Genomic DNA, 25866 nt, shown 5'->3' on the forward strand with positions numbered 1-25866 from the left:
CTCAGCGCCCTCCGCGGCGACGCGTCGCCACATGCAGCCGGCGTGCGAATTCAACCGTCAGCAGGATGAAGGCGAAGCCCATGGGCAGGTTCAGCCACCACTCGGGAAAGATCAGGACCTTGAACACCATGCCGCCCTGCTGCGCGGAGTCGAGCGCCACCACGACGCACTGCCACGCAAGCACCGCACTGATGAACAAGCCAAGCGCATCGGTCAGCAGTTCGAGCCACCAGCGACCGACGGCAGACGAGGCCCGCAGCAGGATATCGATGCGGATGTGGTCGCCCACGTAGAGCAGCCAGGGGGCTGCGATGAAGGTGGCGATCATGAGCATGTACTCGGTGACCTCGACACTCCAGGTCAGCGAACCAAGACCGAGGTTGCGCATGAGCACGTCGGCACAGACGAGCAGACCCATGGCGCCGAAGAGCAGCGCCGAGACCAGTCCGCAGCCCGACATCAGGGCGTGGTATGCGCGGTTTGCGGGGGAGCGGAAGGCAGACGGTGGATGCTGAGCAGTCATACGTTGACACCTGCCGTAGAAGTAATTTAGGCATCAACATATCAGCAGTAAATCTTTATGTCCACGCGCTTTCACCGCGACTCGCCCACAAACCTTGCGACGCCACGCAGCGCCCTGCCGCCACAGGAAAACCACAATCAAATCATGGCGATAGCCCCGCACCACGGGGGTGCGAAGAACACCCGCATGCACCTGAACGGATCACGTTTTCGCAGCGCGTCAGCACGCATGCTGCATAGCACAAAGACTTATTTCATTGCGAAACAAAGCCTTGTCGAATTCCTTCGTCACGTTACGAAACTGGCACGAATGCCGCTTGACTGTAAAGGCGCAGTCACACATGAACCGGCAGTTCCGAACGCGCTTCTACGGCGTTTGCATGGCTTTCGCAGCATGCCTGAGGGGCCGGTGCAGTGACGAGCAGATCTTTGAACGCCCTACAAAAAGTAAAGGAGACAGATCATGCCGAGCCGCCCTATCCACCACGTCCTTAACGACCGCAAATTCGTCTGCGTACCATTTGACATGCCCGTGCGGGAGGTCACCCGCCTGATGCTTCAGCACAACGAGAGCGCTGCACTCGTCACCGAGCATGGCATCCTGACCGGCATCTTCACCGAGCGCGACGCCACCTTCCGCGTGCTGGCCACCGGCATCGACGCCGACCTCACGCCGGTTGGCGCAGTGCTCACGCACAATCCTCAGGTCATCACCGAAGACCGTCCCTTCGGTCACGCCCTGCACATGATGTATGAGGGCGGATTCCGCCACGTGCCGGTGGTGACGGCGACCGGGCGACCGACCGGCATCGTGACCGCGCGCGACGCGCTCGGCCTCGAAGCCGAGGCCTTTGGCGCCGAACTCATCCGACGGGAAGAGATCACCGTCATTCTGTAAGCAAGGACGCCCTGTTTCCGCAACGGAGACAGGGCGCGTTCTGTATCATTTCCGGGAGCAGGCCGGCCGGCAGGCGCATATCGCGATCATCTGCGTCGCCGGCACAAGGCCGTGGCTTACCTTCCCAGCGCCAGAATCCAGTCGACGAGACGACGCGCGTTACCTTCAGTGATCGCAACCGCGTTTGGCGGCATCGACAATCCGCTGACCTTGCCCTTCCAGTGGCTGCTGTAGGGGCTGGAGCCCTCAAGAACGATACGGGTCAGGAACTCGCCCGCGCCGGGCTTGCCTGCGTACTGCTTGCCCACGTCCTGCCAGGCCGGCCCGATGGGCGCCATGCCGTTCGGCCCCGGCTTGCCCGATTCGATGCTGTGACAGGTCAGGCATCCGCTTGAGGACGCGAGCTTCGTCATCTCGGCGTCGGCCATCGGGTCGGCTGCATGCGAACTGGCAGCAAGGGCGAACACTGCAATACCTGCAAATGATCGAATGGAAATCACGTTAACAACTCCTTCTGGATGAATGCTGGTTGTTCCGGGGCAGAGACGGCGCATGAACCACCCGCGCCAGGGCACGGAAGCCGCCACCGCCCGCGTGCTGCCCGGTCATGCGGACCGGGCAGCACTCACATCAGGACTTGTGCAGCTTGAACACCCACACCGAGCCACCCTGCTCGAGCGTGTTGATGCGGCGGGCAACATCGCCCCCCCACAGCGGCACCGCACCGCCCCAGCCGGAAACGACAGCAATGTACTGCTCGCCATTCTCTTCCCAGGTCACCGGGGGCGCGATCACGCCGGAACCGGTCTGGAACTGCCACACTTCCTCACCCGTCGTGGCGTTGATCGCCTTCAGGTAACCCTCCGGCGTACCGTAGAACACGAGGTTGCCTGCGGTGGTCATTACGCCACCCCACAGCGGTGCGCTGTTCTTGACCTCCCACACGATCTTTCCGGACACCGGATCGAGTGCGCGCAGCGAGCCGATGTAATCCTCGTACAGCGGCTTGATGGTAAAGCCGGCACCCAGATACGCCGCGCCGCGCTTGTAAGACACGGGCTCATTCCAGATGTCCATGCCCCACTCGTTGGCCGGTACGTAGAACAAGCCGGTCTTCGGGCTGAAAGCCATCGGCATCTGGTTCTTGCCACCGAGGAAGGACGGTGCTGCAAACACCACTTCGCCCTTCTTGCCGTCGCCACCCGCTTCGGTGAAGGGGTTGCCCGGACGCTTGTCGTCGTTGTACATCGGACGGCCGGTCTTGAGGTCGTAACCCTTTGCCCAGTCGATGCGGCTCACGAAGGGGAAGGCATTGATCAGCTTGCCGTTGGTGCGGTCATTGACGAGGAAGAAGCCGTTCCGGTCGGCCTTGCCACCGGCCTTCACCATCTTGCCGGTCGTCGGGTCACTGTACTCGAAGGAGATGAATTCGTTCACCCCGTCGAAGTCCCAGCCGTCATGCGGCGTGCCCTGGAAGTGCCACACGATCTTGCCGGTGTCGGGATTGATCGCGAGCGTGGAGGACGAGTACAGGTTGTCGCCCGGACGCAGCCAGCTGTTCCACGGTGAGGGGTTGCCGGTGCCGATGTAGATCAGGTCGGTATCCGGATCATAGTAGGCCGCCTGCCAGGGTGCCGCGCCGCCGGTCTTCCACAGATCGCCAGGCCAGGTCGCGTTGGTCTTGCCGGAGATGCCGTTATCGACCGGCTTGCCGTCCTTGTCGAACCTGTGGCCCATGTGGCCTTCGACCGTCGGGCGACTCCAGACCAGCTTGCCCGTCTTGGCATCACGCGCATCCACCCGGCCGACAACGCCGAACTCGCCCCCGGAGTTGCCGGTAATGACCATGCCCTTGACGATCTGCGGCGCAGCGGTGAAGGAGTAACCCGCCTTGTAGTCCTCGATCGTCTCGCGCCACACCACCTTGCCGGTGTCCTTGTCCAGTGCCACGAGCTTGGCATCGAGCGTGCCGAAGATCACCAGGTTGTCGTAGATCGCGGCGCCGCGATTGATCACGTCGCAGCACGGCATGATGCCGTCAGGCAGGCGGGCCTCGTACTTCCACAACTTCTCGCCGGTCTTGGCATCGAGCGCGAACAGACGGCTATAGGAAGCGGTTACGTACATCTTGCCGTCGAAGATGAGGGGCTGGGACTGCTGACCGCGCTGCTTCTCGCCGCCGAACGAGAACGACCAGGCCGGAACGAGATCCTTCACCGTGTCGGTATTGACCTGCGTCAGCGGGCTGTAGCGCTGGCCCTTGGTCCCCAGACCGTGAGTGACCACCTGGGTGGTGATCGTGGCGTCGTTGACGATGTCGTCATTGGTGACTTCTTTCGCGGTGGCCTGCGTCGCGCCCAGCACCAGCAGCGCGCCGGCAATGACGCTCAGCCGGCGTGGTACGGCAGACATCCTTGATCTTGTACTCATCGTGCTCCTCCTTGGTCTCTCGGTATTTGTCTCAGGCAAGCTCCTGCGGATCGTGCAGACGCCGCAGACCTCCTGCCCTCCCTGTCTGCAAGCGTCATGCCATCCCGCAAGCACTGCCCGCCGGTTCCACCCGGCGCCGGTGCCTGTATCAAATCAAGGCAAGTGCTCCAAAACGGAACACGAAACAACACATGACACACCTGTGAAGCGTGCACGCCCCGCGCCAGACTGCTGGGCAAGGCGACTGGCACAGGCATTGCATGTAGAGAGCAAGAACGGCGTGGCACGAACCGCGCCCCGGAGGAGACACGATGCGTCTGATCACACTGATCGCCGGCGCGGCCCTGGCATTTGCCCTGGCGCCGCTTGCGTCCGCAGCAGCTGAAAGCCCCACCCAGGACCCGCTCGGTTCCTCGCGCTGGGGCGACATGAAGCGCGAGTTCTTTCGCGACGAGCGGGTCGTCTTCGACGAGCGCGTGAAGGTGTCCGCACCTGCCACGGCAGAAGACGCCATGAACGTGCCGGTCAAGGTGGATGCCAGCGCCCTCGCCGGGGTTGAGGAAGTTCTGGTCTTCGCCGACTTCAACCCGATCGTGAAGGCGCTCAGCTTTGAACCCGGACAGGCACGCAGCGTCCTCGGCTTCCGCCTCAAGCTGCAGCAATCAACCCCGGTCCGCGCTGCGGCGCGCACGGCGGATGGCGTCTGGCATGTTGGCGGCACCTGGGTCAATACCACCGGTGGCGGCTGTACCCTGCCCTCGACCGGCGCCGGCTCGCCGGAGTGGGAGCAACGCCTGAACGAGGTCAGCGCACGCCTGTGGCCACGAATCGATGGCGGCACCCGGTTGCGCCTGCAGGTGATCCATCCGATGGATACCGGCCTGGCCCCGGGCATTCCGGTGTTTCACATCGATGAACTGGGCGTGCTGCTGGCCGGCGGCGGGCAGTTGATGATGATCCGTCCGGCCGAACCCGTTTCCGAGAATCCGCTGTTCACCATCGACATCCCCCCCGGCGTCCTCGGCACCGGCGCAGTGAAGGTGAGCGGGCGCGACAACAACGGCAACCGCATCGACGCGGAGGTGACGCAATGAGCAGGCGGCATATCGTGACCCGTGTCCCGAAACTGATTGCGGCCCTCGCGCTCGGCCTGCATGCCCTGCTGTTCTCTCCCGCCACGCTCGCCGCAGCCTTCGACTACGAACTCGCACCACAGAAGATTGCCGACGGGGTCTACGTGCTGCTCGGCCTCAAGGAGGACTTCTCCTTCGACAACGGCGGCAACATCGTGAATACCGGCTTCATCGTCGGCCCCAGCGGCATCACCGTGATCGACACCGGCTCCTCGAAGCGCTACGGCGAGCAGTTGCGCGCCGCCATCGCCCGCATCAGCCCCTTGCCGATCGTGAAGGTGATCAACACCCACCATCATCCGGACCATTTCCTCGGCAATCAGGCCTTCCCTGCGGACACGCTGTCGGCCACCGCGGTGACCATGCAGGGGATCGGCGACGAAGGCCCGGCCTTTCTCGACAACATGTACCGCCTCAACGGCGACTGGATGCTCGAAACCGAGATCGCCGCGCCGCACGCCACGCTCGCCGCGGGCCGGGTCGACGCGGGCGGGCGCACACTCGAACTCATTGCCTTGAGCGGCCACACCCCGGCGGACCTTGCCGTGCTCGACATCGCCAGCGGCACCCTGTTCGCCTCCGATCTGGTGTTCAACGGCCGCGCGCCCACCACGCCGCATGCCAGCATCGACCAGTGGCTGAAGGCGCTCGACCAGCTGCAGCAGATCGACTTCCGCCACATCGTTCCCGGACACGGCGATCCTGCCACGGACAAGGCGCCCATCGAGCAGACCCGCCGCTACCTGCAATGGCTGCAGCACTCCATCCGCGAAGGCGCCGAACAGGGGCTGGACATGACCGAGATGCTGGCGCGCCCCGTGCCCGCCGAGTTCTCCGGACTCGCCGAGGTCTCCAGGGAGTACCAGCGCTCGGTAACCCATCTGTACCCGGAGGCGGAGCGGGCCGCCCTGAGCGCAGGAGGTCGAAAGTGAACCTCCCCGTCCACCGAATGCTTGCAATGGAGGCGCACCCGCGATGAAGATCGATACCGCCAACCTGCTCCGATATCGGCTGGGCAGCAGTACCCCCATCAGCCTGCACGCGCGCCTCAGCCTGATCATCACTGCCCTGTTCGCCCTTGCGCTGATGGCGGGTACGGCCGTGTGGACAAGTGAAGCACGCAACACCATCCATGAGGAAACCGAGGCGGCCAATCGCGTCGCAGCACAGTGGCTCAGTGTGCTGGTGACCGAAACCCGGCGTGACCCGATGCGCGCCGAGACAAGCCTGGTAACCGCACTGCAAGAGATCGGCCGCATCCGCGCCCATGTGATCGAGGCAAGCACGACCCGCGGCGAAGTCGTCTATCGCTCGCCCGGCCCCACCTACAAGGCAGGGCGCAGCGCCCCGGAATGGTTTGCGGCACGCCTCACGCCGCAACTGCCGCTGCGCCATTTCGCCACCGGAGACCTGCAGCTGAGCCTGATCCCCGACCCGTCGCGCTCGGTGCTCGACGCCTGGGACGACCTCCGCGCCCTGTCCGGCTGGTGCCTGGCCCTGCTCCTGCTGGCCTGGCTCGGCAGTCATGCCGCACTCAACCGTGCGCTGCAGCCGCTGCGGGCAATTGACGACGCCTTCGCGCGGGGCGCAGCAGGCAGTTTCGACCGTCGCCTTGCCGTGGGCGGTGTGCCCGAGCTCGATCGCCTCGCGCATAGCTACAACCTGCTGGCCGAACGGCTCGACCACAGCCTGGCCGACAACACCCGGCTGGAAGCGGACCAGCGTTTCGCACACGCGCTGCAAAGCCGTCTGGAGGAGGATCGCCGGGCCATCGCCCGCGAACTCCATGATGAACTCGCGCAGGGCATCACCGCCGTACGCGCCATCGCAGGCGCGATTCAGCAGCGCAGTACCGACCAGCCCGGCATCCATGGCAGCGCCCAGGCCATCGTATCCATGGCGGGTCAGATGCATGACGGGGTGCGCGCAATCCTGCAGCGCCTGCGCCCGCCCAGTCTTGGCCGCGGCGGCGTCGACGCGGCGGTGAAGACGCTGTGTGAGCAATGGTCCACGCTGCATCCCGACATCCGCCTCAAGTGCAGCACCGAGACGCCGGGGCGCGAAGTCGACGATGCGCTGCAGCTCACGGTGCAGCGCCTGCTGCAGGAGGGGCTGACCAACGTGGTACGCCACGCCGGGGCCAGCGAGGTCGACGTCGCGCTGCACTGCGCGGACAGCAGCATCGAGCTGCGCATCACCGACAACGGCTGCGGCCTCGGTGCGCCCTGCACTGACGACCGCCCGCGTTACGGCCTGACCGGCATGCAGGAACGCACGCTGGCACTCGGCGGCGAACTGCGCTTCGAGCCCGCGCCCCGGGGCGGGCTGAGCGTTTGCGCCACCCTGCCCCTCGACACACCCACGGAGACCACGATATGACATCGCTGAACGGACTGCGCATCCTGCTCGCCGACGATCACGCCATCGTCCGCATGGGCTTCCGCCTGCTGATCGAAGGCGCCGGTGCCACCGTTGTCGCCGAAGCCAATAGCGGCGAAACCGCGCTTGCCCTGCATGCCGAACACCGACCCAACGCGCTGGTGATGGATGTATCCATGCCCGGCATGGGCGGGCTCGCCGCGCTCGAACGCCTGCTGGCCCGCGACCGCGACGCCAGGGTACTGATGCTGTCGGCGCATGAGGACACGCAGATTCCCTCGCGCGCGCTGCAGGCCGGTGCCACCGGCTATCTTTCCAAGCGTGCCGACCCGACCGAGCTGATCAGGGCAATCGGCGCGGTGGCGGGTGGTCAGCGCTACATCGACACCGATCTCGCGCCGCGCCTCGCCCTCGCCTGCCTGGGCAGCAGCAGTGATCCCGCGGACACGCTGACCGGCAAGGAATTCAGCGTCTTCCTGCAGCTCGCCCGCGGACACTCGGTAACCGAAGTCGCCAGCACGCTCAAGCTCAGCACCAGCACCGTAGGCACCCACCTGTATCACATCAAGCAGAAGCTCAACGCCGCAAACGCGGCCGAACTCGCACTGATCGCAGTGCGTTCAGGCCTGGTGGAAGCCTGAACGGAAGCGCCTCAGCGGTAGACCAGGTCGCGCAGGGCCAGGCTCAGCTGCGGCACATAGGTAATCAGCAGCAGGCAGGCGACGACCGTGCCGACAAAGGGCAGCAGGGGACGGATCAGCCGCTCGAGCGGAACCCTGGCAATGGAGCCGGCAGCGAACAGGTTCACCCCGAACGGCGGGGTGATCATGCCCAGTGCCAGGTTGATCACCATGATGATGCCGAAGTGCACCGGATCGATGCCAAAGGCCACTGCCACCGGCAGCAGCAGCGGCGCCAGCACGACGATCGAGGCCGAAGTCTCGATGAACATGCCGATCACGAACAGCGCCGCATTCACGCCCAGCAGGAAACTGACCTTGTCGCTGAACACCTGCGCCAGCCACTGGCCAAGCGCATCCGGCACGCCGGCGCGATTGAGCAGAAAGCCGAACACGCCCGCGTTGGCGATGATGAACATGATGGTCGCTGTCGACACCACCGAGCGATGCAGGGTGGCCGACAGGGTGGAAAAACTGATGCGGCGGTAGATCAGCATGCCCACCACCACCGCGTACACCACCGCAACCACCGACGCCTCGGTCGGCGTGAAGATGCCGCCGTAGATGCCGCCCAGAATGATGGCCGGCATCAGCAAGGCCAGCCACGCGCGCTTGAACGCCGGCCACAGTGCGAGCCGGCCCTCGCCGTCTTCGAGCCCCAGGCCATTGCGACGGGCGTACAGCCACACGTAGGCCATCAGCGCACCGGCAATCAGGATGCCCGGCACCACGCCGGCAATGAACAGCTCGCCGGTGGAGGTATCGGTGGAGACCGCAAACAGGATCATCGGAATCGAGGGCGGAATGATCACGCCCAGCTCGGCCGCCGTCGCCTGCAGCGAGGCGGCAAAGGGCGCGGGGTAGCCGTGACGCACCATGGCCGGGATCAGGATCGCGCCGACCGCAAACGTGGTGGCGACGCTGGAGCCCGCGACCGCGGCGAAGATCATGCAGGTGACAACACAGGCCATCGCCAGCCCGCCCTGCACGCCGCCAACCAGGCTCTTGGCGAACTCGACCATGCGTTCGGAGATACCGCCGGCCTCCATCAGGTTACCCGCCAGGATGAAGAAGGGAATCGCGACCAGCGGATACTTGTCGAGCGCGGCGTAGAGCTGCTGCGCCACCACCAGCGAGGGCAGGTTTGCCGCACTCACGCCCGCCATGGCGCCCAGGCCGATCGACACCGCAATCGGCACCGTCAGGCCGAAAAACACGAGCATCGAGACAATCATCAGCTGGGACATGGTGGGGCTACCGCATTGTTCGTGAAAGAATGGACCGGGTCGGGCTGGCGTCAGCCCTGCGCGTCGTTACGCAAGGCCGGGGTCTCGGCGCTGTCGCCGAGCCGGGCCAGGACGGCGATCGCAGCCAGCGTGGCGCCAATCGGGATGGCGATGTAGACCCAGGAGATCGAAATGTCGAGACTGGGCACGGTCTGAAAGCGCACCCGCCAGGTCATCTGGCCGCCGATCCAGGCAAGGAAGCCGAGGAAGCCGGCGCAGATGAGGCTCACCAGCAGATCGAGCCAGCGCCGGTAGAACGTACCGAGCAGATTGCGCAGCAACTCCACCCCCAGCATCATGCCCTGACGAAAGGCCAGCGCGACGCCGAGCAGGACGGTCCAGATCAGCAGCGCACGGGTGAGGACCTCGCTCCAGTCTGCCGGTGCTTCGAGCACGAAGCGCGCGATGACCTGCCAGAAGCCGGCCGCGACCGCGGCGACCAGAAACAGCTGGGCCAGGATGGACACGCTCTTGAACAGAATGCGGTCCAGACGACGAATCAGAGTCATTTTGCTGCCCGGAAAAAACAATGTCGGCCCTCAGGCCGACAGATGCACGGGGCATGCGGCGGACCCGCGAGGGCCGACCGCATGCGTCTGCCGCACGGGACTCAGCGGGTGTTCCTGATCGATTCGATCAGCGCCTTGTCGAATTTCTTGTAGTACTCGGGGTACACCGGTGCCATCGCGTCCTCGAAGGACTTGCGATCAACCTTGGTCACGATTTCCATGCCTTCAGCCTTGAGCTGCTCCACGCCGGTCTTCTCGACATTGTCGACGAAGTCGCGCATGGCCTGCGAAGCCTTCTTGGCGGCTTCGAGGAATTGCTGCTTCTCGGCATCCGACAGGCCTTCGTAGACCGTCGGCGAAACCATGATCACGGTCGGCGCGTAGACGTGGCCGGTCAGCGACAGGTATTTCTGCAGCTGCGACAGCTTGGCCGAGGTAATGACCGACAGCGGATTTTCCTGGCCGTCGATGGTGCCCTGCTGCAGCGCAGTGGCCACTTCCGGCCAGGCCATCGGCGTCGGCAGGATGCCGATCTGGCGGAACGCGAGGATGTGGATCTGGTTCTCGGTGGTGCGGATCTTCAGCCCCTTGGCATCGGCCGCGCTGGTCACCGGGCGCTTGCTGTTGGTGAGGTGACGGAAGCCCTGCTCACCCCAGGCCAGTGCAACCAGACCGCGCTTCGAGAACTCGGACAGCATGTCCTGACCGATCTTGCCGTCCAGCACCTTGCGTGCGTGCGTGAGGTCGCGCATCAGGAAGGGAATGTCGAACACGCCGGTCTGCGGCACGAAGTTGAGCGTCGCACCGGTCGACAGGATGGCCGCATCAATCGTACCCAGCTGCAGGCCTTCGATGACTTCACGCTCACCGCCCAGCGCACTGTTCGGGAATTGCTGCACCTTGAACTTGCCCTTGCTGGACGCCTCGAGTGACTTCGAAAACGCTTCGCCGCCCGCACCGTAGTGCGAACTGGCCGACAGCGCATAGGCCATCTTCAGGGTGGTTTCCGCTGCTGCGGGCGCTGCGGCGCCGACACCGGCGATGGCGGTAAAGGCTGCAAGAATGGGGGCAAGCCAGGGTTTGCGCATCGAATATCTCCGGGGAATTTCTGAAAACATGCCGATCAGATCGGCACAGAATCTGCTGCAATGCGAAGGGAATCAGGCACCCGTCGCCGCGCGAAGCCGGCAATGCTACCCCCCTCGTGACCGCGCTTCAACAACGCATTGAAAAACAGACCTGTACGCCACGCCCACGGGAGCGCCATCGGGGCGAAACCGGAAATGCAAATGTCTTTCACGACCGCGCCAGGGCAAGGGCGTCAGGGCGAACATCCGCACGCTCAGCGTGGCGGTCTGCGAGCACCGCATCGGAACCATCGTGGCTCGGTGCCCGCACCATTCTCCTCATCGATCACCGCCCTCTGGCGCATCACGCATAATGGGACCCAGTTCCGCGATGGCCTTGGCGCCGCGGGCGAAGCAGAGCCGCAAACGGCCACAGCCCTTACCTCACAGGAAGACACAATGATCAGGTTCTATTACTCCCCCGCCCCCAACCCGGTGAAGGTTGCCCTTTTCCTCGAAGAGGCCGGACTCGAGTACGAAGTGCTGCCGGTCGACACCCGCAAGGGCGAGCAGCACGATGCCGCATTCAAGGCCCTCAACCCCAACGCCAAGGTCCCGGTGATCGTAGATGGCGAGGCCGTGGTGTTCGACAGCAATGCGATCCTGCTGTATCTCGCGCAGAAGACGGGCAAGTTCCTCCCGGCGGACACGCCCGCGGCACGCGGCCAGATGAATTCCTGGCTGATGTTCGTCGCCAGTGGCATCGGCCCCTTCTGCGGCCAGGCAGTGCATTTCAAGCACTACGCACCGGGTGAGCATCCATATGCGGTGAACCGCTACGACTTCGAAGCATGGCGCCACTGGCGCATCGTGAACGAGCACCTCGCGACCCGCCGCTACATGCTGGGTGACGACTACACCCTGGTCGACATGGCGCTGTGGGGCTGGGCGCGCGTCGCGCCCTTCGTGCTGGGTGACGCGGCCTGGAACGAGTTGCCCAACGTCAAGCGCCTGCTCGACGAGATCAATGCACGTCCGGCGGCACAGCGCGCCGAAGCGCTCAAGGCACGATTCACTTTCAAGGCCGACATGGACGACGAGGCCAACAAGGCGATGTTCCCGCAGAACACCCGGTTGCAGGGCTGATCAGTCCGCGCTTGCGGGGCGACAGCGGCAGGCGCCGTCGCCCCGGCGCTCAAGCCCTGACCGGCTCGAAGCTGTCCGACCGTGCCATCGCCCACATGCGCTCGTAGAATCGCCCCTCGACCTGGCCGGCAAGCAGTTCCCCCGGCTTCAGGAACACGTGCAGTTGCGAGTACAGGCGTACCTCCGTCGGCGAGATACGCTGCACCAGGTGACTGGCGTCGATCTGCGACGGATGCGTGAGCCCGGCCGCAGACAGCATCTCGGCAAGCGCCTCCATCGTGTTGCGGTGGAAATTGTGCACCCGCTGCCCTTTGTCCTCGACCACCAGCGCACGCTGACGCAGCGGGTCCTGGGTGGCGACGCCGGTGGGGCATTTGTTAGTGTGGCACGAGCGGCTCTGGATGCAACCGATGGCGAACATGAAGCCGCGCGCCGAGTTCGCCCAGTCCGCACCCATCGCCAGCGCACGCGCGATATCGAAGGCGCTGACGATCTTGCCGCTGGCGCCGATCCTGATCCTGTCGCGCAGATTGAGCCCGACCAGGGTGTTGTGAACGAACAGCAGCCCCTCTCGCATCGGCACGCCGAAATGGTCGGCGAACTCAAGCGGCGCCGCCCCTGTGCCCCCTTCCTTGCCATCGATAACGATGAAGTCAGGCAGGATGCCGGTCTCGATCATTGCCTTGGCGATGCCCATGAACTCCCAGGCATGACCGAGGCAGAATTTGAAGCCGACCGGCTTGCCACCGGACAGCTCGCGCAGTCGTGCGATGAACTGCAGCAACTCAACCGGGGTCGAGAAGGCGCTGTGGGCTGCGGGCGAAATGCAGTCCTGCCCCATCGGCACACCACGCGTGGCCGCAATCTCCGGCGTGATCTTGCCTTTCGGCAGCACCCCGCCATGACCGGGCTTGGCGCCCTGGCTGAGCTTGATCTCGATCATCTTCACCTGGGGCTGCTGCGCCTGCGCGGCAAAAGCCACCGGATCGAAGCTGCCGTCGGTCGTCCGGCAGCCAAAGTACCCGCTGCCGATCTCCCACACCAGATCCCCGCCATGTTCGCGATGGTAGGGGCTGACACTGCCCTCTCCGGTGTCGTGTGCGAAGCCGCCCAGGCGCGCGCCCTTGTTGAGCGCACGGATCGCATTTGCACTGAGTGAGCCGAAGCTCATCGCCGAGATATTGAAGATCGAGGCCGAATAAGGCTGGGTGCATTGCGGTCCGCCGATCTCCACCCGGAAATGCGCCGGATCCGCCTTGGGCGCGGGGCAGATCGAATGGTTGATGAACTCGAAGTCGCTCTGATACACATCGACCAGGGTGCCGAAGGCCTTGGACGCATTCTCGTTCTTGGCCCGGGCGTACACCAGCGAACGCTGTGCGCGGGAAAACGGCAGCTGCTCACGATCGCCCTCAAGCAGGTACTGACGGATCTCGGGGCGGATGGCCTCGACCAGGTAGCGGATGTTCCCGATCACCGGATAGTTTCGCCGGACGGCCTGGCGTGTCTGCGTCAGATCGACGATGCCAACCACGCTCAGCGCACCGGCCACGAGCGCGACCGGCCACGCCCATTCATGGTGCAGAAACGGCAGGCTGCTCAGGGCAAGCAACACGCAAAGCGCAAAAAATGCGTAACGACTGAGTAGCGACAGACTCATTAGGGCTCCCGTACAGGCCTATGCGGATGTATCGAATATAGCGCCGACGGCCGTGGTCGACAGCAACGACCGACAAAGAAAGTTCTGCGCGGCGGGATGGGACGGTCCCGTTTCAAGCGCCGGCAAACGACAGGAATCCACACGCGATGATTGCAGGCAGAAGCGGTTGCGCTCATCGCCGGACGCCAACTTGCCTTGCGTCAAGACGTGGGCAAAGGAAGCCGCGTAGGCTGGAGGCATTGCTTTTCCCACTCTCTCTTTCATTCGGGGCAACATCATGACGACCAGCATTTTTTTCATCCCCAGCGTCAACCTGATGGGCAGCGGCTGCCTCAAGGATGCCGCGCTCGCCATTCAGTCGCACGGCTGGAAAAAGGCGCTCGTCGTGACCGACGCGCCTTTGGTGCGCACCGGTCTCGTCGGACGCGTAACCGAACTGCTCGGCGAACACGGCGTGGCTTCGGTGGTTTACGACCAGGTCAAACCCAATCCGAACGTCGACAACGTCGACAACGGCCTGGCAGTGCTGCGTGCCAATGACTGTGACTTCGTCATTTCGCTCGGCGGCGGCTCCCCGCACGACTGTGCCAAAGGCATCGCGCTGGTGGCGACCAATGGCGGCGCAATCGCCGACTACGAGGGCGTCGACAAGTCTGCCAAACCGCAGCTGCCGCTGGTGGCCATCAACACCACCGCCGGCACGGCCAGCGAAATGACGCGCTTCTGCATCATTACCGACGACAGCCGCCACGTGAAAATGGCGATCGTGGACAAGAACACCACGCCCGTGCTGTCGGTGAATGATCCCGACCTGATGCTCGGCATGCCCGCCTCACTGACGGCCGCTACCGGCATGGACGCACTGACCCATGCCATCGAGGCCTACGTCTCCACCGCGGCAACGCCGATCACCGATGCCTGCGCCTTGCAGGCCGTCAGCCTGATCAGCCAGTACCTGCGCGCGGCAGTGAAGCAAGGCAGCGACCTTGAGGCACGGGAAAAGATGGCCTATGCGCAGTTCCTCGCCGGCATGGCCTTCAACAACGCCTCGCTGGGTTATGTACATGCCATGGCACACCAGCTTGGCGGCTTCTACGACCTGCCCCATGGTGTGTGCAACGCGATCCTGCTGCCCCATGTGCAGGCGTTCAACGCCCGCGTCGCTTCCCCCCGCCTCGCCGACGTGGCGCGTGCGATGGGCTGCGACGTGCAGGGGCTCGATGCAGACGCGGCGGCACAGCGCTGTCTGCAGGCCATCCGGGATCTGGCCGCGGACGTGAACATTCCGGCGGGAGTGGGCGAACTCGGCGCCAAGGAGGCCGACATCCCGACCCTCGCCGCCAACGCAATGAAAGACGCCTGCGGCCTCACCAATCCGGTTCAGCCGAGTTTCGAAGAGGTCTGCGCAATCTATCGCGCTGCCCTGTAAGCGAAAACGCCGCGCCGCCGGATCTCTGCGGCGGCGCGGCGCTTGCCTGACTACCCTGAACGAAACTGCACGGAACGAAACTACATTCCGAGTGAATTCAACAGTTCGTCATGCTCGCTGGTGCCAGACGCGGCTGGCGCAGCCCGCGTGGTCGTTGCACCATGGACCTGCTCCATCAGTGCGTCCGGGTCGGGCACTTCGCTGGCATCGAAATCATTGAGCTTGATGAACTCGGTGCGGTCGATGGCCAGTTCGAGGTAGAAGATGTTGTTGCGCCCGGTGAAGAAGGTGACGCGCCGCGCCTCGGGCTTCTCCAGATGGGTATCCACGCTCAGGATCACCTGCTTGCTGAGCGCCATCATCTTGGGCTGGTTCTGGGTAATGTGAGTCTGCAACTCGCGTGCGACCTTGGCGGTGAAGTCGCCGACGCTCTGGTTCATCAGTTCGCCCATGACGTTGCTGACTTCATCCGAGGTGTGACTGGTGGTCAGGTCGTCCTTGGACATGCCCATGTTCAGCATGTACTGCTCGTACAGTTCCATCGCCGCCTGCGCGGAAAAGTTGATGACGACCAGCCCGGAAAAGCCACCATCGAACAGCACAAAGCAGCCGATATCGGGTTTGAGACACGTTTTCGATATGCGTTGAACCATGCCGGAATAGCGGATCTGGCTCTGAGTGCTGACGGTCAGCACCCGGCTCACCGAGTCGCACAAGCTCCTGAGGACGTCTTCAGTGCCAAAGACAACGGGATAGTTTTCGGTGCTCATCGTTCTGCTGCAGCCTTGCCGAAGAAGTGTGGGCCAATATATAGCACGCTCCCGGTCGATACCCACAGCCCTGATGATGTCATTATGCAAACAGCGCCGCGCATGAGCGCAGATATCCGGCACGCAGCGTCGTGGCGGACAAGCCGGTCACATCACCTTGGCCCGACTCACCGAGGAGACACACATGCTGACGAGAAGACGTTTCCTGACCACATCGGTAACCGCGTGCGGGCTGCTTGGTCTGCAGGCATGCAGCGGAGAAACGGACTACGCTGAAGCCGTCGCCCGGATCTGGCGGCACTCCGCCACCACACTCGACGATGCCGCTGCCCGCACGCTGGAACTGGTGCGATATGCGACGCTGGCGCCCTCCAGCCACAACACCCAGTGCTGGAAGTTTCGCCCCGGCGGCGACGGGATCTCGATCCTGCCCGACTTCGACCGACGCTGCCCGGTCGTCGATCCGGACGATCACCACCTTTTCGTCAGCCTCGGCTGCGCCGCCGAAAACCTGATCCAGGCCGCGGCAGCATTCGGACAGCATGGCGAGGCCCGATTTGTGTCCGCGGCAGGCGGGTCGGTCGATATCGCGCTCACTCCGGCCACGGCGCAGCGCTCGCCCCTGTTCGAAGCCATCCCGAACCGGCAAACGACCCGCGGCGATTTCGACGGTCAGCCCCTTGATCGCGAGGAGCTTGGCCTGCTCGCACAAGCAGGCCGCGGCGAGGGCGTTCAGTTACTGCTGCTCACCGAGCGTCAGGCCATGGAAGCCATGCTTGAACTCGTCATTCAGGGCAACACGGCACAGATACGCGATCCCGCCTTCATACGCGAACTGAAGACCTGGATCCGTTTCGGGGAGGCAGAGGCAGTGGCCCTCGGCGACGGCCTGTTCGCACGCTCTTCCGGCAATCCGGCCCTGCCGCGCTGGCTGGGCAGCAGGATGTTCGACCTGTTCTTCTCCGAACAGGCCGAGAACGACAAATACGCACGCCAGGTGCGTAATTCCGCAGGTATCGCGGTGTTTGTCTCCGCCGTGAATGACGCTGCACACTGGATGGCAGTGGGGCGTGCGTTCGAGCGTTTTGCACTGCAAGCCACTGCACTCGGCGTCCGTACGGCTCATCTCAACCAGCCTGTCGAGCTCCCCGGCTTGCGGGCGCAGGTTTCTGACTATCTCGGCCTGAAGCCGGGGCGCCCGGACCTTGTGATCCGCTTCGGCAGGGGCGCGGAAATGCCACGCGCCTTGCGCCGCCCTGTCGCCGCCGTGATTGCCTGACGCCCCTTGGCCGCGCCGCCACCCATCCGGCGGCCCCGAAGCACGCATTCCAGCGTCGGGGACGTGAATACCCGGCGACACGCGGGCCCCTGGCCATCGAAAATGGCCGTTCACATGCGCAAGCCGGTTTCGATACGCGTGCGTGAGGGGCATAATATGGGGTAGTCGACTGCAGAAGCGTTGTCAGCCGTCGTCTGTGGCGACAGGGGGTCGCCATGGGTTCATGGTTAAAAAATCAATATTGAGGGAAGCAATATGGTTGCAGGGAAATCGAAGATCATCTACACGCTCACGGACGAAGCGCCGATGCTGGCCACGTGTGCTTTCCTACCCATTATCCGGACCTTCACCGGCCCCGCAGGCATCGAGATCGCCAAGAGCGACATCTCCGTGTCGGCTCGCATCCTGTCTGAATTTTCCGACTATCTGACCGAAGAGCAGAAGGTGCCGAACGCACTGGCGGAACTGGCTCGACTGACGCAGGATCCGGACACCAACATCATCAAGCTGCCGAACATCAGTGCCTCGGTGTCGCAGCTGAGCGCAGCCATCAAGGAGCTGCAGACGCGCGGCTTCAAGATTCCCGACTTTCCCGAAAACCCGAAGACCGACGAAGACAAGGCGATCAAGGCGCGCTACGGCAAGTGCCTCGGCTCGGCGGTGAACCCGGTACTGCGTGAAGGCAACTCCGATCGTCGTGCACCGGCTGCGGTCAAGAACTACGCGCGCAAGAATCCGCATTCGATGCAGCCCTGGAGCCAGGCTTCGCGCACCCACGTGTCGCACATGAAGCACGGCGACTTCTATCACGGCGAAAAGTCCATGACCTTGGACCGCGCCCGCGATGTGAAGATGGAGCTGACGACCAAGAGCGGCAAGAACATCGTGCTCAAGCCGAAGATTTCGCTGCTCGACGGCGAGATCATCGACAGCATGTTCATGAGCAAGAAGGCGCTGTGCGACTTCTACGAAGAGCAGATCGAGGATGCGCGCAAGACCGGCGTCCTGTTCTCGCTGCACGTCAAGGCAACGATGATGAAGGTCTCGCACCCGATCGTCTTTGGCCACTGCGTGCGGATCTACTACCGTGACGCTTTCGAGAAGCACGCCGCGCTGTTCGAACAGCTGGGCGTGAACGTGAACAACGGCATGGTCAATCTGTACGACAAGATTGCCACCCTGCCCGAGTCCAAGCGCGACGAGATCATCCAGGATCTGCATGCCTGCCACGAGCACCGCCCCGAGCTGGCGATGGTCGATTCGGCCAAGGGCATTACCAACTTCCACTCGCCGAACGACATCATCGTCGACGCGTCGATGCCGGCTATGATCCGCTCCGGCGGCAAGATGTGGGGCACTGACGGCAAGCAGTACGACTGCAAGGCCGTGATGCCGGAATCCACCTTCGCCCGCATCTACCAAGAGATGATCAACTTCTGCAAGACCAACGGCAACTTCGATCCGACCACCATGGGCACCGTGCCCAACGTCGGCCTGATGGCCCAGCAGGCCGAAGAATATGGTTCGCACGACAAGACCTTCGAGATCGCCGAAGCAGGCGTTGCCAACATCGTCGACCTCGAAACCGGTGAAGTGCTGCTGTCGCAGGACGTCGAAGAGGGCGACATCTGGCGCATGTGCCAGGTCAAGGACGCGCCGATCCGCGACTGGGTGAAGCTGGCCGTGACCCGCGCGCGCAACTCCGGCATGCCGGCGATCTTCTGGCTCGACCCCTATCGTCCGCACGAGAACGAGCTGATCAAGAAGGTCGAAAAGTACCTGAAGGATCACGACACCACCGGTCTCGACATCCAGCACATGTCGCAGGTCCGCGCCATGCGCTACACGCTGGAGCGCGTCGTCCGCGGCCTGGACACCATCTCGGTGACCGGCAACATCCTGCGCGACTACCTGACCGACCTGTTCCCGATCATGGAACTCGGCACCAGCGCCAAGATGCTGTCCATCGTCCCGCTGATGGCTGGCGGCGGCATGTACGAAACCGGTGCCGGCGGTTCCGCGCCGAAGCACGTCAAGCAACTGGTCGAAGAAAACCACCTGCGCTGGGATTCGCTGGGCGAGTTTCTGGCGCTGGCCGTGTCGCTTGAAGAACTGGGCATCAAGACCGGCAACGACAAGGCCAAGGTCCTCGCCAAGACGCTCGACGCAGCGACTGGCAAGCTGCTCGACAACAACAAGTCGCCCTCGCCCCGTACCGGCGAACTCGACAACCGCGGCAGCCAGTTCTACCTCGCGATGTTCTGGGCACAGGCGCTGGCCGAACAGAACGACAATGCCGAGCTGAAGGCCCACTTTGGCCCGATCGCGAAGTCGATGACCGAGAACGAACAGAAGATCATCGACGAGCTGAAGGCCGTTCAGGGCAAGCCGGTCGACATCGGCGGCTACTACCTTGCCGAGTCGGAGAAGTGCAAGGCCGTCATGCGCCCGAGCGCAACTCTCAACGAACTGTTGAAGGCAGCGCGCGTGTAAGGCACGACACCGGACGCCGGGTGACCGGTGTCCGGACCGCGCAAATGAAGAGGGGCTGTGCGATGAGCACAGCCCCTTTTTTTTGCATCTACGGGCGCCATCGACCGCCCCTTGCTCCGGCATTCAAGCAGGCCATGTCCGCCCACGCCAGGCGTCCAGCCAGTGCCAGCGCGCGATCTCATGATTTTCATGAGACGGTTTCGGCGAACGTACTGAGGCCGCTCGACGCGAAACCCAATAAAGTGGGGAGCATCGGCGGATGGCGAGGTGCCAGACCGCGATACACAATCGATCAGGATCCGGACCATGGACCACCGCCAACTCCGCACGACCCCGCTTCGGCTGGCCGCCATCCTTTCACTCGGCCTCGCTGCCGGCGCTGCCGGGGCCGAAGAGCAGACCCTGAGCACGATCGTCATCACCGGCAGCCGGGTGGAGGTTTCACCATTCGACGTGCCCTATTCGGTCGAAGGTGTACCGTTGTCGGAGAACGCGGCCGAGGGGTTGCGGGTGAACGTTTCTGAAGTGCTTGCAGGCGTGCCCGGGGTGGTGGTGCAGAACCGGCAGAACTATGCGCAGGATCTGCAGATCTCGGTTCGCGGCTTTGGTGCCCGCGCCGCCTTCGGTGTGCGCGGGGTGAAGCTGATCGCGGACGGCATCCCGGCGTCCAACCCCGACGGCCAGGGCCAGGCGGCCACCTTCAACCTCGATACCGCGGAACGGATCGAAGTGCTGCGCGGCCCGTTTTCAAGCATCTACGGCAACCATGCAGGCGGTGTCATTCAACTGTTTTCGCGCGACGGCAAAGGCACGCCGCGCGTGAGTGGCGGCATCGCCGGCGGCGATCACGGCACGCTGAAGATCGACATCGGCGCCGAAGGCGAGAAGAACGGGATTGGCTACGTGCTCGACGCCTCGCACTTCGAGACCGATGGCGAGCGCCGCTACAGCGCGGCAACGCGCGACCAGGGCTTTGCCAAGCTGACGCTGAACCCGGACGAGGACAGCAAGCTGACCCTGATCGCCAGCGGCCTGCGCCAGCCCGACACCGAGGACCCGCTCGGCCTCACCTGGAACACCTGGAAGCGTGACGACACCGCGGTTGAGGACATCGCACTGCAGTATCAGACACGAAAGAGCATCGAACACATGCAGGGCGGCGCCGTGTACGAACGCCGCTTCGGCGAGGACAGACTGCAGTTGCAGGCCTACGCCGGGCAACGCAGCGTGATCCAGTATCAATCCATTCCGAAAGTGGCGCAGAGCGCCATCACCCAGGCCGGCGGCATCATCGATTTCGATCGCGACTTCCATGGTTTCGGCGCGCGCTGGATCGCACAGCGCACGCTGGAGCACGGCAAGCTGACGGTCACCACCGGTTTCGACTACGACCGTTCGCAGGACGACCGCCAGGGCTACCAGAACTTCATCGGCAACACGCTGGGGGTAAAGGGTGAGTTGCGCCGCGACGAGATCGACACCGTCACCAGTCTCGACCCCTACGTGCAGGCCAGCTGGCAGCAGGGCGACTGGGACTGGTCGCTGGGCGTGCGTCACAGCAACGTGAAGTTCGACGTGGACGACAACTTCATCGTCGGCGCCAATGGCGACGACAGCGGCACGGTGCGCTACCGCAAGACCACGCCGGCGTTCGGCGTGCTGTGGCGGGCGACACCGCTGCTCAACGTGTACGCCAGCATCGGCACCGGCTTCGAGACCCCGACCCTGACCGAGCTCTCGTATTCAGCCGCCGGTGGCTTCAACTTCGACCTCAAGCCCTCGCGCAGCCGCCAGATGGAGCTGGGCCTCAAGGCCTACGTGGGCGAAACCGGCCGCATCAACGCAGCCCTGTTCCAGATCCGTACGGAGGATGAAATCGTGGTCGCGGGTTCGAGCGGTGGCAGAACCGACTACACCAATGCGGGGCAGACCCTGCGTCATGGGCTTGAACTGGCGGCTGAGAGCGGGCTGACCCGCACCCTGAGCGTGCGTGGTGCGCTGACCTTCATGCGCGCGGTGTATGACGAAGCCTTCGGCACGGTGGAATCTGGCAATCGCATTCCCGGCGTGCCTGCGGTTTCGGCCTATGCCGAACTGGCGTGGAAACCCTTTGCCGGCCTGAGCAGCGCCATTGAGGCAGTGCATCGGAGCAAGGTGCAGGTCAATGACGACAATGACGATCACCCCGCGCCCGCCTACACCCTGGTCAACCTGCGCCTTGGCACAGAGCAGCAGTCCGGCCCCTGGACCTTCAACCAGTTGCTGCGACTGGACAACGTCTTCGACCGCAAGTACGTCGGCTCGGTGATCGTCGGCGACCGCAACGGCCGCTATTACGAACCGGGCCCCGGGCGCAGCGTGTATGGCGGGGTTCGCGCCACCTACCGCTTCTGAACCGTCGCCCCCCATGAGCACGCCACAGCGCTACCGCAAGACCCTGCTTGCCATCAGCATGGCCTGTGCCCTGGTGGCAGCGCCCTGCACCCGGGCCGCCGACGCGGTCACCCTCGCCATCGAGAACGCCGCTGTCGACGATGTCAGCATTGCGCTCACCGACGCGATTGCGGAAGAAGGCATCACGGCACCGTCCGAAAGCCACTTCGGCGACATGCTGGCGCGCACCGCACCCGAACTCGGCCACCGCGCCGACCTCTACGCCGAAGCCCGGATCTACACCTTCTGCAGCGCAGTCATTGCCGCGAAACTGGCGACCGAGTCGGCGCACAACATCGCCCACTGTCCGTTGTCGATCGCGGTCTACAGCCTTCCAGCCGACAGGCGCACCGTGTATCTCGGCTACCGCCGCAGTATCGATTCAGCGGGCGGCGGTGCCGCCGATGCACTGCTGGCCCGGATTGCAACACGCACCGCAGCACAATTTCAGCATGCGGCCTCCCCCGCAGGGCGCTGATCGCGCCGCCCGGCGTCGTCTTTCGCGCAGCGGACGCGCACCTACCCCCTAAGCCATACCCCCCGCTCAGGCGATCTGCGCCAGACAGCGCCCGGCCAAGGCCTTTGAATGAGCCTGAATATGCCGAAACTGGTGCGCGAAACGACCCATTTGTGCGATAGTACCCGCCCGCTATCCGGTGGCCCATGGCCCGATCGGCGAAACCGCCCGAGAAAGAGAAGCACGCGGCAGTCTCTGCGCCCGACCGGTCCTCTGACAGCGGACATCACGCCAACAACGGAGATGAAGATGAAGCTTCGAAGCATTGCAACCCTCGGCGCAAGCCTGGCACTCGCGTTCGCAACCACGGTCGCGTCCGCAGAAACCCGCGTCACCTTCAAGGCGGCCAAGGCCGGCACCTCGTACTATCAGATGGCCGTGCAGATCGGCGAGACCGTCAAGAAGACCAGCGCGGGCGACATCATCGTCACCGTCGAGGAAAGCCAGGGTTCGGTGCAGAACGTGATGGAGTCCGCCGCACGAGGCAAGCACTACATGTTCACCTCGCCGCCCTCGCTCATCGACAAGGCGGTCGCCGGCGAAAAGCCCTTTGACCCGGAAGAGGCCACGTTCAAGAAGATCCGCGCGCTGTTCCCGATCCCCTCGCTGACCATGCACTACGTGGTACGCGACGATGCCGGCGTCAAGACCTTTGCCGATCTCGCCGGCAAGCGCTTCGTCACCGGCAAGGGCTCGTTCGGCGCTGCCGAGGCCACCCGCAACTTCAAGCAGTTTGGCCTCGAAGGCAAGCTCGACGTCATCGACATCGAACTCTCCGGCGCCGGTGCAGCGATGAAGAACCGCCAGGTCGACGGTTTTGCCACTGCCGGCTCCTGGCCGGCCCCCAACGTGGTCGAAGTGGCGGCGAGCTCGCCGGTGCACCTGCTGTCGATGAGCGACGAACAGATCAAGACCACCGGGCACAGCCGCATGGTGATCCCGAAGGGCACCTACCCGGGCATGACCGAGGACGTGGTCACCACCTCCTTGCCGGTGATCTCCTACGCCCTGACGGACATGGACGACGCCACGGCGTATCAGCTGACGCGCAGCTACTGGCAGGGGCTCGCCGACATGGCGAAGACCAACCCGTGGTGGAAGGGCGTCGTGCCGGATCTGCTCGACAACATCACCGTGAAGCTTCATCCGGGTGCGCTCAAGTACTACACCGAAGCCGGCATTGCCGTGCCGGATCGGCTGAAGTAACACTGCCCGAGTGTGCAGCGTCTGCGGACGCTGCCCTGCTTTGTTCCATTCAACGCCCGCACTTCATGCGGGCGTCACTTCTTCCAGACCATGACTGACACCTCACCGGCTGCAGCCGCCGCAGCGCCCCGGCACCCATTCCTGTCCCTGCATTCCGTAATGGTGCTGCTCGCCTTTGCCTCGGTGGCCTATCACCTGTGGCTGGTCACGGCCGGCCTGATCCCCCACCTGGTGAGCCGGCCGCTACACATCATTGCGGTGCTGCCCTTCGTCTTCATCTTTACCGCGCAGCCTGCCACTGGCTGGCGCCGGGTCGTCGATGTAGCCCTGTGCGCCTTCGGTCTCGCCGCCTGCATCTATGTGCTGGTTCAGTACGAAGTGCTGGACGAACAGTACGGACGCCTGCGCGGCACGATGCAGTTCGTGGTGGCCTGGGGACTGATCCTGCTGGCACTCGAGATGGCGCGACGGCAGGTGAAATGGGCCATGCCCTCAACCGCGGCGCTGGCCCTGCTCTACGGCCTTTTCGGGCAGTACCTTCCGGGCGAACTCGGCCATGCGGGCATTCCGCTGGCCAGCTTCCTGGGTACGCTGACGATTACCGAAGGCGGCTTGTGGGGCAGCCTGACCGGCACCTCGGCCGAAGTCGTCGCGGTGTTCGTCATCCTGGGGGCGGTGATCGGCGCAGGCGAAGGCGGCCAGGGCTTCATGGCCGCGTCAATCGCGCTCGCAGGCCGCCTGCGCGCGGGCGCAGCCAAGGTTTCGGTGCTCTCGTCCGCACTGTTCGGTTCGATCTCCGGTTCGGCATCGGCCAACGTGGCGTCCACCGGTGCGATCACGCTGCCGACGATGAAGCGCCTCGGTTACCCGCCCGCGCTCGCTGCCGCCGTGGAAGCGGTGGCCTCGTCCGGCGGCCAGATCATGCCGCCGGTAATGGGCGCTGGCGCCTTCATCATGGTCGAGTTACTGCGCACCACCTACAACGAAATCCTGATGGCGGCCCTGCTGCCGGCGGTGCTGTTCTTCTGGGGCGTGTGGGCAGGCTGTGACCTGTATGGTCGTCGCTATGGCCTCGAGCCAATGCGTGCCGAAGACATTCCGCCCTTTGCCCGCGTGGCGAAGCTGGTCCTGTTCTTCCTCGTTCCTTTCGGGCTGCTGCTGGGCATCCTTTTTCTGTCCGGCAATACGCCGCAGTACGCGGGGGCCGCCGCCACGGGTGCCAGCGCCGCACTGCTCCTGTTCAACGACAAACTGCGTCCATCACTGACACGCTGGGCCAGCCGACTGGTGGAGGCCGCGGTCAATGCCGCGCGCCAGATCGCCACCATCGCCGCCATCATCCTGTGTGCAGGCCTGATCATCGGCGTGCTCAACATGACCGGCCTCGGGGTCAAGATCACGTCGCTGATCCTGGGCCTGTCGGGCGGCAACCTGTGGGGGGCCTTGCTGCTGACCGGCCTGGCCTGCCTGATTCTGGGCATGGAAGTCCCGACTACCGCCGCCTATGTCATCTGCGTGGCCGTTGCAGGCCCGGCGCTGATGGAGATCGGGCTGCCGCCGCTTCAGGCCCACCTGTTCATCTTCTGGTTTGCGCTGCTGTCGACGATTACCCCGCCAGTGTGCGGCGCGGTCTTCATCGCGGCGGGCATGGCAGGCGCCCCGTGGCTGAAGGTTGCGTGGCATGCCATGACGCTCGGCGTCGGCCTTTACATCGTGCCGCTTGCCTTCGTCGCCAACCCCTCGCTGACCGCCCTCGGCTCGACCCCATGGCTGGCGCTCGCAGCATGCGTGAAGATCGGCATCGGTGTGTGGATGGTGAGCCGTGGCCTGATCCACCGCGAAGCCATGACCGTGCGTGCGCTGTGGGTGGCCGCGGGCATGGTGGTGATCTTCGCCTTCGGCATCTGAAACAGCGCCGGCGAGCGTTTGATGTCGCCGGGCGCAGCCCGGCGGCTGTCCTGGCCGCTCCCGGGTGTTCCGGCACCATTTCGGCACCATGATGTCCCACCCTGAAGCAGGTCAATGCCTG

Annotated in this window: 21 protein-coding genes; 13 read left to right on the forward strand and 8 right to left on the reverse strand. The window is 64.1% G+C overall.

The features are described 5' to 3' along the window. Window position 1: 1 nt before the first annotated feature. Window positions 2–523 carry a TRAP transporter small permease gene (locus CEW87_RS00065; protein WP_108971004.1) on the reverse strand — a complete coding sequence of 174 codons (522 nt, stop codon included), beginning with the start codon at window positions 521–523 and terminating at the stop codon, window positions 2–4. Window positions 524–985: 462 nt separating this feature from the next. Here CEW87_RS00065 and CEW87_RS00070 point away from each other — a divergent pair, with 462 nt between their 5' ends. Next, window positions 986–1420, forward strand: a complete 435-nt coding sequence (locus CEW87_RS00070) for a cyclic nucleotide-binding/CBS domain-containing protein (protein WP_108971005.1) — start codon at window positions 986–988, stop codon at window positions 1418–1420. A 116-nt stretch (window positions 1421–1536) separates the two neighbouring features. Here CEW87_RS00070 and CEW87_RS00075 read toward each other — a convergent pair whose 3' ends face one another. Both CEW87_RS00075 and CEW87_RS00080 read right to left on the reverse strand, forming a co-directional pair. Continuing rightward, the gene (locus CEW87_RS00075; RefSeq protein WP_108971006.1) at window positions 1537–1920 is read right to left on the reverse strand and encodes a c-type cytochrome; all 384 of its coding nucleotides are present in this window, start codon (window positions 1918–1920) and stop codon (window positions 1537–1539) included. A gap of 130 nt (window positions 1921–2050) precedes the next feature. Next, window positions 2051–3850, reverse strand: a complete 1800-nt coding sequence (locus CEW87_RS00080) for a PQQ-dependent methanol/ethanol family dehydrogenase (protein ID WP_108971007.1) — start codon at window positions 3848–3850, stop codon at window positions 2051–2053. Window positions 3851–4161: 311 nt separating this feature from the next. On the opposite strand from CEW87_RS00080, the gene CEW87_RS00085 reads away from it, so the two are divergent. From CEW87_RS00085 to CEW87_RS00100, 4 genes are read left to right on the forward strand one after another with little or no spacing between them, the layout of a single operon-like run. Beyond that, window positions 4162–4944, forward strand: a complete 783-nt coding sequence (locus tag CEW87_RS00085) for a quinoprotein dehydrogenase-associated SoxYZ-like carrier (protein ID WP_108971008.1) — start codon at window positions 4162–4164, stop codon at window positions 4942–4944. After that, window positions 4941–5915 carry a quinoprotein relay system zinc metallohydrolase 1 gene (locus CEW87_RS00090; RefSeq protein WP_108971009.1) on the forward strand — a complete coding sequence of 325 codons (975 nt, stop codon included), beginning with the start codon at window positions 4941–4943 and terminating at the stop codon, window positions 5913–5915. The genes CEW87_RS00085 and CEW87_RS00090 overlap by 4 nt, the downstream gene beginning before the upstream one ends. Window positions 5916–5958: 43 nt before the next feature. Continuing rightward, window positions 5959–7362, forward strand: coding sequence for a histidine kinase (locus CEW87_RS00095; RefSeq protein WP_108971010.1), 1404 nt, complete (start codon window positions 5959–5961; stop codon window positions 7360–7362). After that, window positions 7359–8003 (forward strand): response regulator transcription factor, encoded by a 645-nt coding sequence (locus CEW87_RS00100; protein ID WP_108971011.1) that lies wholly within the window; start codon window positions 7359–7361, stop codon window positions 8001–8003. The genes CEW87_RS00095 and CEW87_RS00100 overlap by 4 nt, the downstream gene beginning before the upstream one ends. Window positions 8004–8014: 11 nt before the next feature. Here the strand turns inward: CEW87_RS00100 and CEW87_RS00105 are convergent, their stop codons facing one another. The 3 genes from CEW87_RS00105 to CEW87_RS00115 form a co-directional block, all read right to left on the reverse strand. Next, window positions 8015–9289: a TRAP transporter large permease gene (locus tag CEW87_RS00105; protein ID WP_108971012.1), complete on the reverse strand. Its 1275-nt coding sequence runs from the start codon at window positions 9287–9289 to the stop codon at window positions 8015–8017. Window positions 9290–9339: 50 nt separating this feature from the next. Then, a complete protein-coding gene (locus CEW87_RS00110) occupies window positions 9340–9837 on the reverse strand; it encodes a TRAP transporter small permease (protein WP_108976822.1) in 498 nt (165 codons plus the stop codon). 101 nt (window positions 9838–9938) lie between these two features. Continuing rightward, on the reverse strand, window positions 9939–10925 hold the full coding sequence (locus CEW87_RS00115; protein ID WP_108971013.1) for a TRAP transporter substrate-binding protein: 987 nt from the start codon (window positions 10923–10925) through the stop codon (window positions 9939–9941). Between the two features lie 438 nt (window positions 10926–11363). Between CEW87_RS00115 and CEW87_RS00120 the strand changes: the two genes are divergently transcribed. Then, window positions 11364–12050 carry a glutathione S-transferase family protein gene (locus CEW87_RS00120; protein WP_108971014.1) on the forward strand — a complete coding sequence of 229 codons (687 nt, stop codon included), beginning with the start codon at window positions 11364–11366 and terminating at the stop codon, window positions 12048–12050. 49 nt (window positions 12051–12099) lie between these two features. Here CEW87_RS00120 and CEW87_RS00125 read toward each other — a convergent pair whose 3' ends face one another. Beyond that, window positions 12100–13710 carry an FMN-binding glutamate synthase family protein gene (locus CEW87_RS00125; protein WP_108971015.1) on the reverse strand — a complete coding sequence of 537 codons (1611 nt, stop codon included), beginning with the start codon at window positions 13708–13710 and terminating at the stop codon, window positions 12100–12102. 277 nt (window positions 13711–13987) lie between these two features. Between CEW87_RS00125 and yiaY the strand changes: the two genes are divergently transcribed. Then, window positions 13988–15139 (forward strand): L-threonine dehydrogenase, encoded by a 1152-nt coding sequence (gene yiaY, locus CEW87_RS00130; protein WP_108971016.1) that lies wholly within the window; start codon window positions 13988–13990, stop codon window positions 15137–15139. Window positions 15140–15219: 80 nt separating this feature from the next. Here yiaY and CEW87_RS00135 read toward each other — a convergent pair whose 3' ends face one another. Further along, window positions 15220–15909, reverse strand: a complete 690-nt coding sequence (locus CEW87_RS00135) for a DUF3334 family protein (protein ID WP_108971017.1) — start codon at window positions 15907–15909, stop codon at window positions 15220–15222. Between the two features lie 184 nt (window positions 15910–16093). Here CEW87_RS00135 and CEW87_RS00140 point away from each other — a divergent pair, with 184 nt between their 5' ends. The 6 genes from CEW87_RS00140 to CEW87_RS00165 all read left to right on the forward strand — a co-directional run bounded on the left by CEW87_RS00140 (window position 16094) and on the right by CEW87_RS00165 (window position 25745). Beyond that, window positions 16094–17188 carry an Acg family FMN-binding oxidoreductase gene (locus tag CEW87_RS00140; RefSeq protein WP_108971018.1) on the forward strand — a complete coding sequence of 365 codons (1095 nt, stop codon included), beginning with the start codon at window positions 16094–16096 and terminating at the stop codon, window positions 17186–17188. Window positions 17189–17443: 255 nt separating this feature from the next. Continuing rightward, entirely contained in the window at window positions 17444–19681 is a 2238-nt protein-coding gene (locus CEW87_RS00145) for an NADP-dependent isocitrate dehydrogenase (RefSeq protein ID WP_108971019.1), read from the forward strand. Window positions 19682–19987: 306 nt separating this feature from the next. Then, window positions 19988–22075: a TonB-dependent receptor family protein gene (locus tag CEW87_RS00150; protein WP_108971020.1), complete on the forward strand. Its 2088-nt coding sequence runs from the start codon at window positions 19988–19990 to the stop codon at window positions 22073–22075. Window positions 22076–22088: 13 nt separating this feature from the next. Further along, complete coding sequence (locus tag CEW87_RS00155; RefSeq protein ID WP_108971021.1) at window positions 22089–22592, forward strand: DUF302 domain-containing protein; 504 nt, start codon at window positions 22089–22091, stop codon at window positions 22590–22592. 288 nt (window positions 22593–22880) lie between these two features. After that, window positions 22881–23837 (forward strand): TAXI family TRAP transporter solute-binding subunit, encoded by a 957-nt coding sequence (locus tag CEW87_RS00160; RefSeq protein WP_199917095.1) that lies wholly within the window; start codon window positions 22881–22883, stop codon window positions 23835–23837. 90 nt (window positions 23838–23927) lie between these two features. Further along, window positions 23928–25745, forward strand: a complete 1818-nt coding sequence (locus CEW87_RS00165; RefSeq protein WP_199917096.1) for a TRAP transporter permease — start codon at window positions 23928–23930, stop codon at window positions 25743–25745. Window positions 25746–25866: the final 121 nt, after the last annotated feature.

Origin of the sequence: Parazoarcus communis, from assembly GCF_003111665.1 — a bacterium.
GTDB lineage: Bacteria > Pseudomonadota > Gammaproteobacteria > Burkholderiales > Rhodocyclaceae > Parazoarcus > Parazoarcus communis_B.

Coding starts and splice junctions, on each gene's coding strand:
- CEW87_RS00135 (WP_108971017.1), bottom strand. CDS start 15,909: ATGAGCACCGAAAACTATCCCGTTGTCTTTGGCACTGAAGACGTCCTC.
- CEW87_RS00100 (WP_108971011.1), top strand. CDS start 7,359: ATGACATCGCTGAACGGACTGCGCATCCTGCTCGCCGACGATCACGCC.
- CEW87_RS00165 (WP_199917096.1), top strand. CDS start 23,928: ATGACTGACACCTCACCGGCTGCAGCCGCCGCAGCGCCCCGGCACCCA.
- CEW87_RS00080 (WP_108971007.1), bottom strand. CDS start 3,850: ATGAGTACAAGATCAAGGATGTCTGCCGTACCACGCCGGCTGAGCGTC.
- CEW87_RS00145 (WP_108971019.1), top strand. CDS start 17,444: ATGGTTGCAGGGAAATCGAAGATCATCTACACGCTCACGGACGAAGCG.
- CEW87_RS00095 (WP_108971010.1), top strand. CDS start 5,959: ATGAAGATCGATACCGCCAACCTGCTCCGATATCGGCTGGGCAGCAGT.
- CEW87_RS00070 (WP_108971005.1), top strand. CDS start 986: ATGCCGAGCCGCCCTATCCACCACGTCCTTAACGACCGCAAATTCGTC.
- yiaY (WP_108971016.1), top strand. CDS start 13,988: ATGACGACCAGCATTTTTTTCATCCCCAGCGTCAACCTGATGGGCAGC.
- CEW87_RS00065 (WP_108971004.1), bottom strand. CDS start 523: ATGACTGCTCAGCATCCACCGTCTGCCTTCCGCTCCCCCGCAAACCGC.
- CEW87_RS00105 (WP_108971012.1), bottom strand. CDS start 9,289: ATGTCCCAGCTGATGATTGTCTCGATGCTCGTGTTTTTCGGCCTGACG.
- CEW87_RS00160 (WP_199917095.1), top strand. CDS start 22,881: ATGAAGCTTCGAAGCATTGCAACCCTCGGCGCAAGCCTGGCACTCGCG.
- CEW87_RS00150 (WP_108971020.1), top strand. CDS start 19,988: ATGGACCACCGCCAACTCCGCACGACCCCGCTTCGGCTGGCCGCCATC.
- CEW87_RS00125 (WP_108971015.1), bottom strand. CDS start 13,710: ATGAGTCTGTCGCTACTCAGTCGTTACGCATTTTTTGCGCTTTGCGTG.
- CEW87_RS00120 (WP_108971014.1), top strand. CDS start 11,364: ATGATCAGGTTCTATTACTCCCCCGCCCCCAACCCGGTGAAGGTTGCC.
- CEW87_RS00090 (WP_108971009.1), top strand. CDS start 4,941: ATGAGCAGGCGGCATATCGTGACCCGTGTCCCGAAACTGATTGCGGCC.
- CEW87_RS00115 (WP_108971013.1), bottom strand. CDS start 10,925: ATGCGCAAACCCTGGCTTGCCCCCATTCTTGCAGCCTTTACCGCCATC.
- CEW87_RS00085 (WP_108971008.1), top strand. CDS start 4,162: ATGCGTCTGATCACACTGATCGCCGGCGCGGCCCTGGCATTTGCCCTG.
- CEW87_RS00140 (WP_108971018.1), top strand. CDS start 16,094: ATGCTGACGAGAAGACGTTTCCTGACCACATCGGTAACCGCGTGCGGG.
- CEW87_RS00110 (WP_108976822.1), bottom strand. CDS start 9,837: ATGACTCTGATTCGTCGTCTGGACCGCATTCTGTTCAAGAGCGTGTCC.
- CEW87_RS00155 (WP_108971021.1), top strand. CDS start 22,089: ATGAGCACGCCACAGCGCTACCGCAAGACCCTGCTTGCCATCAGCATG.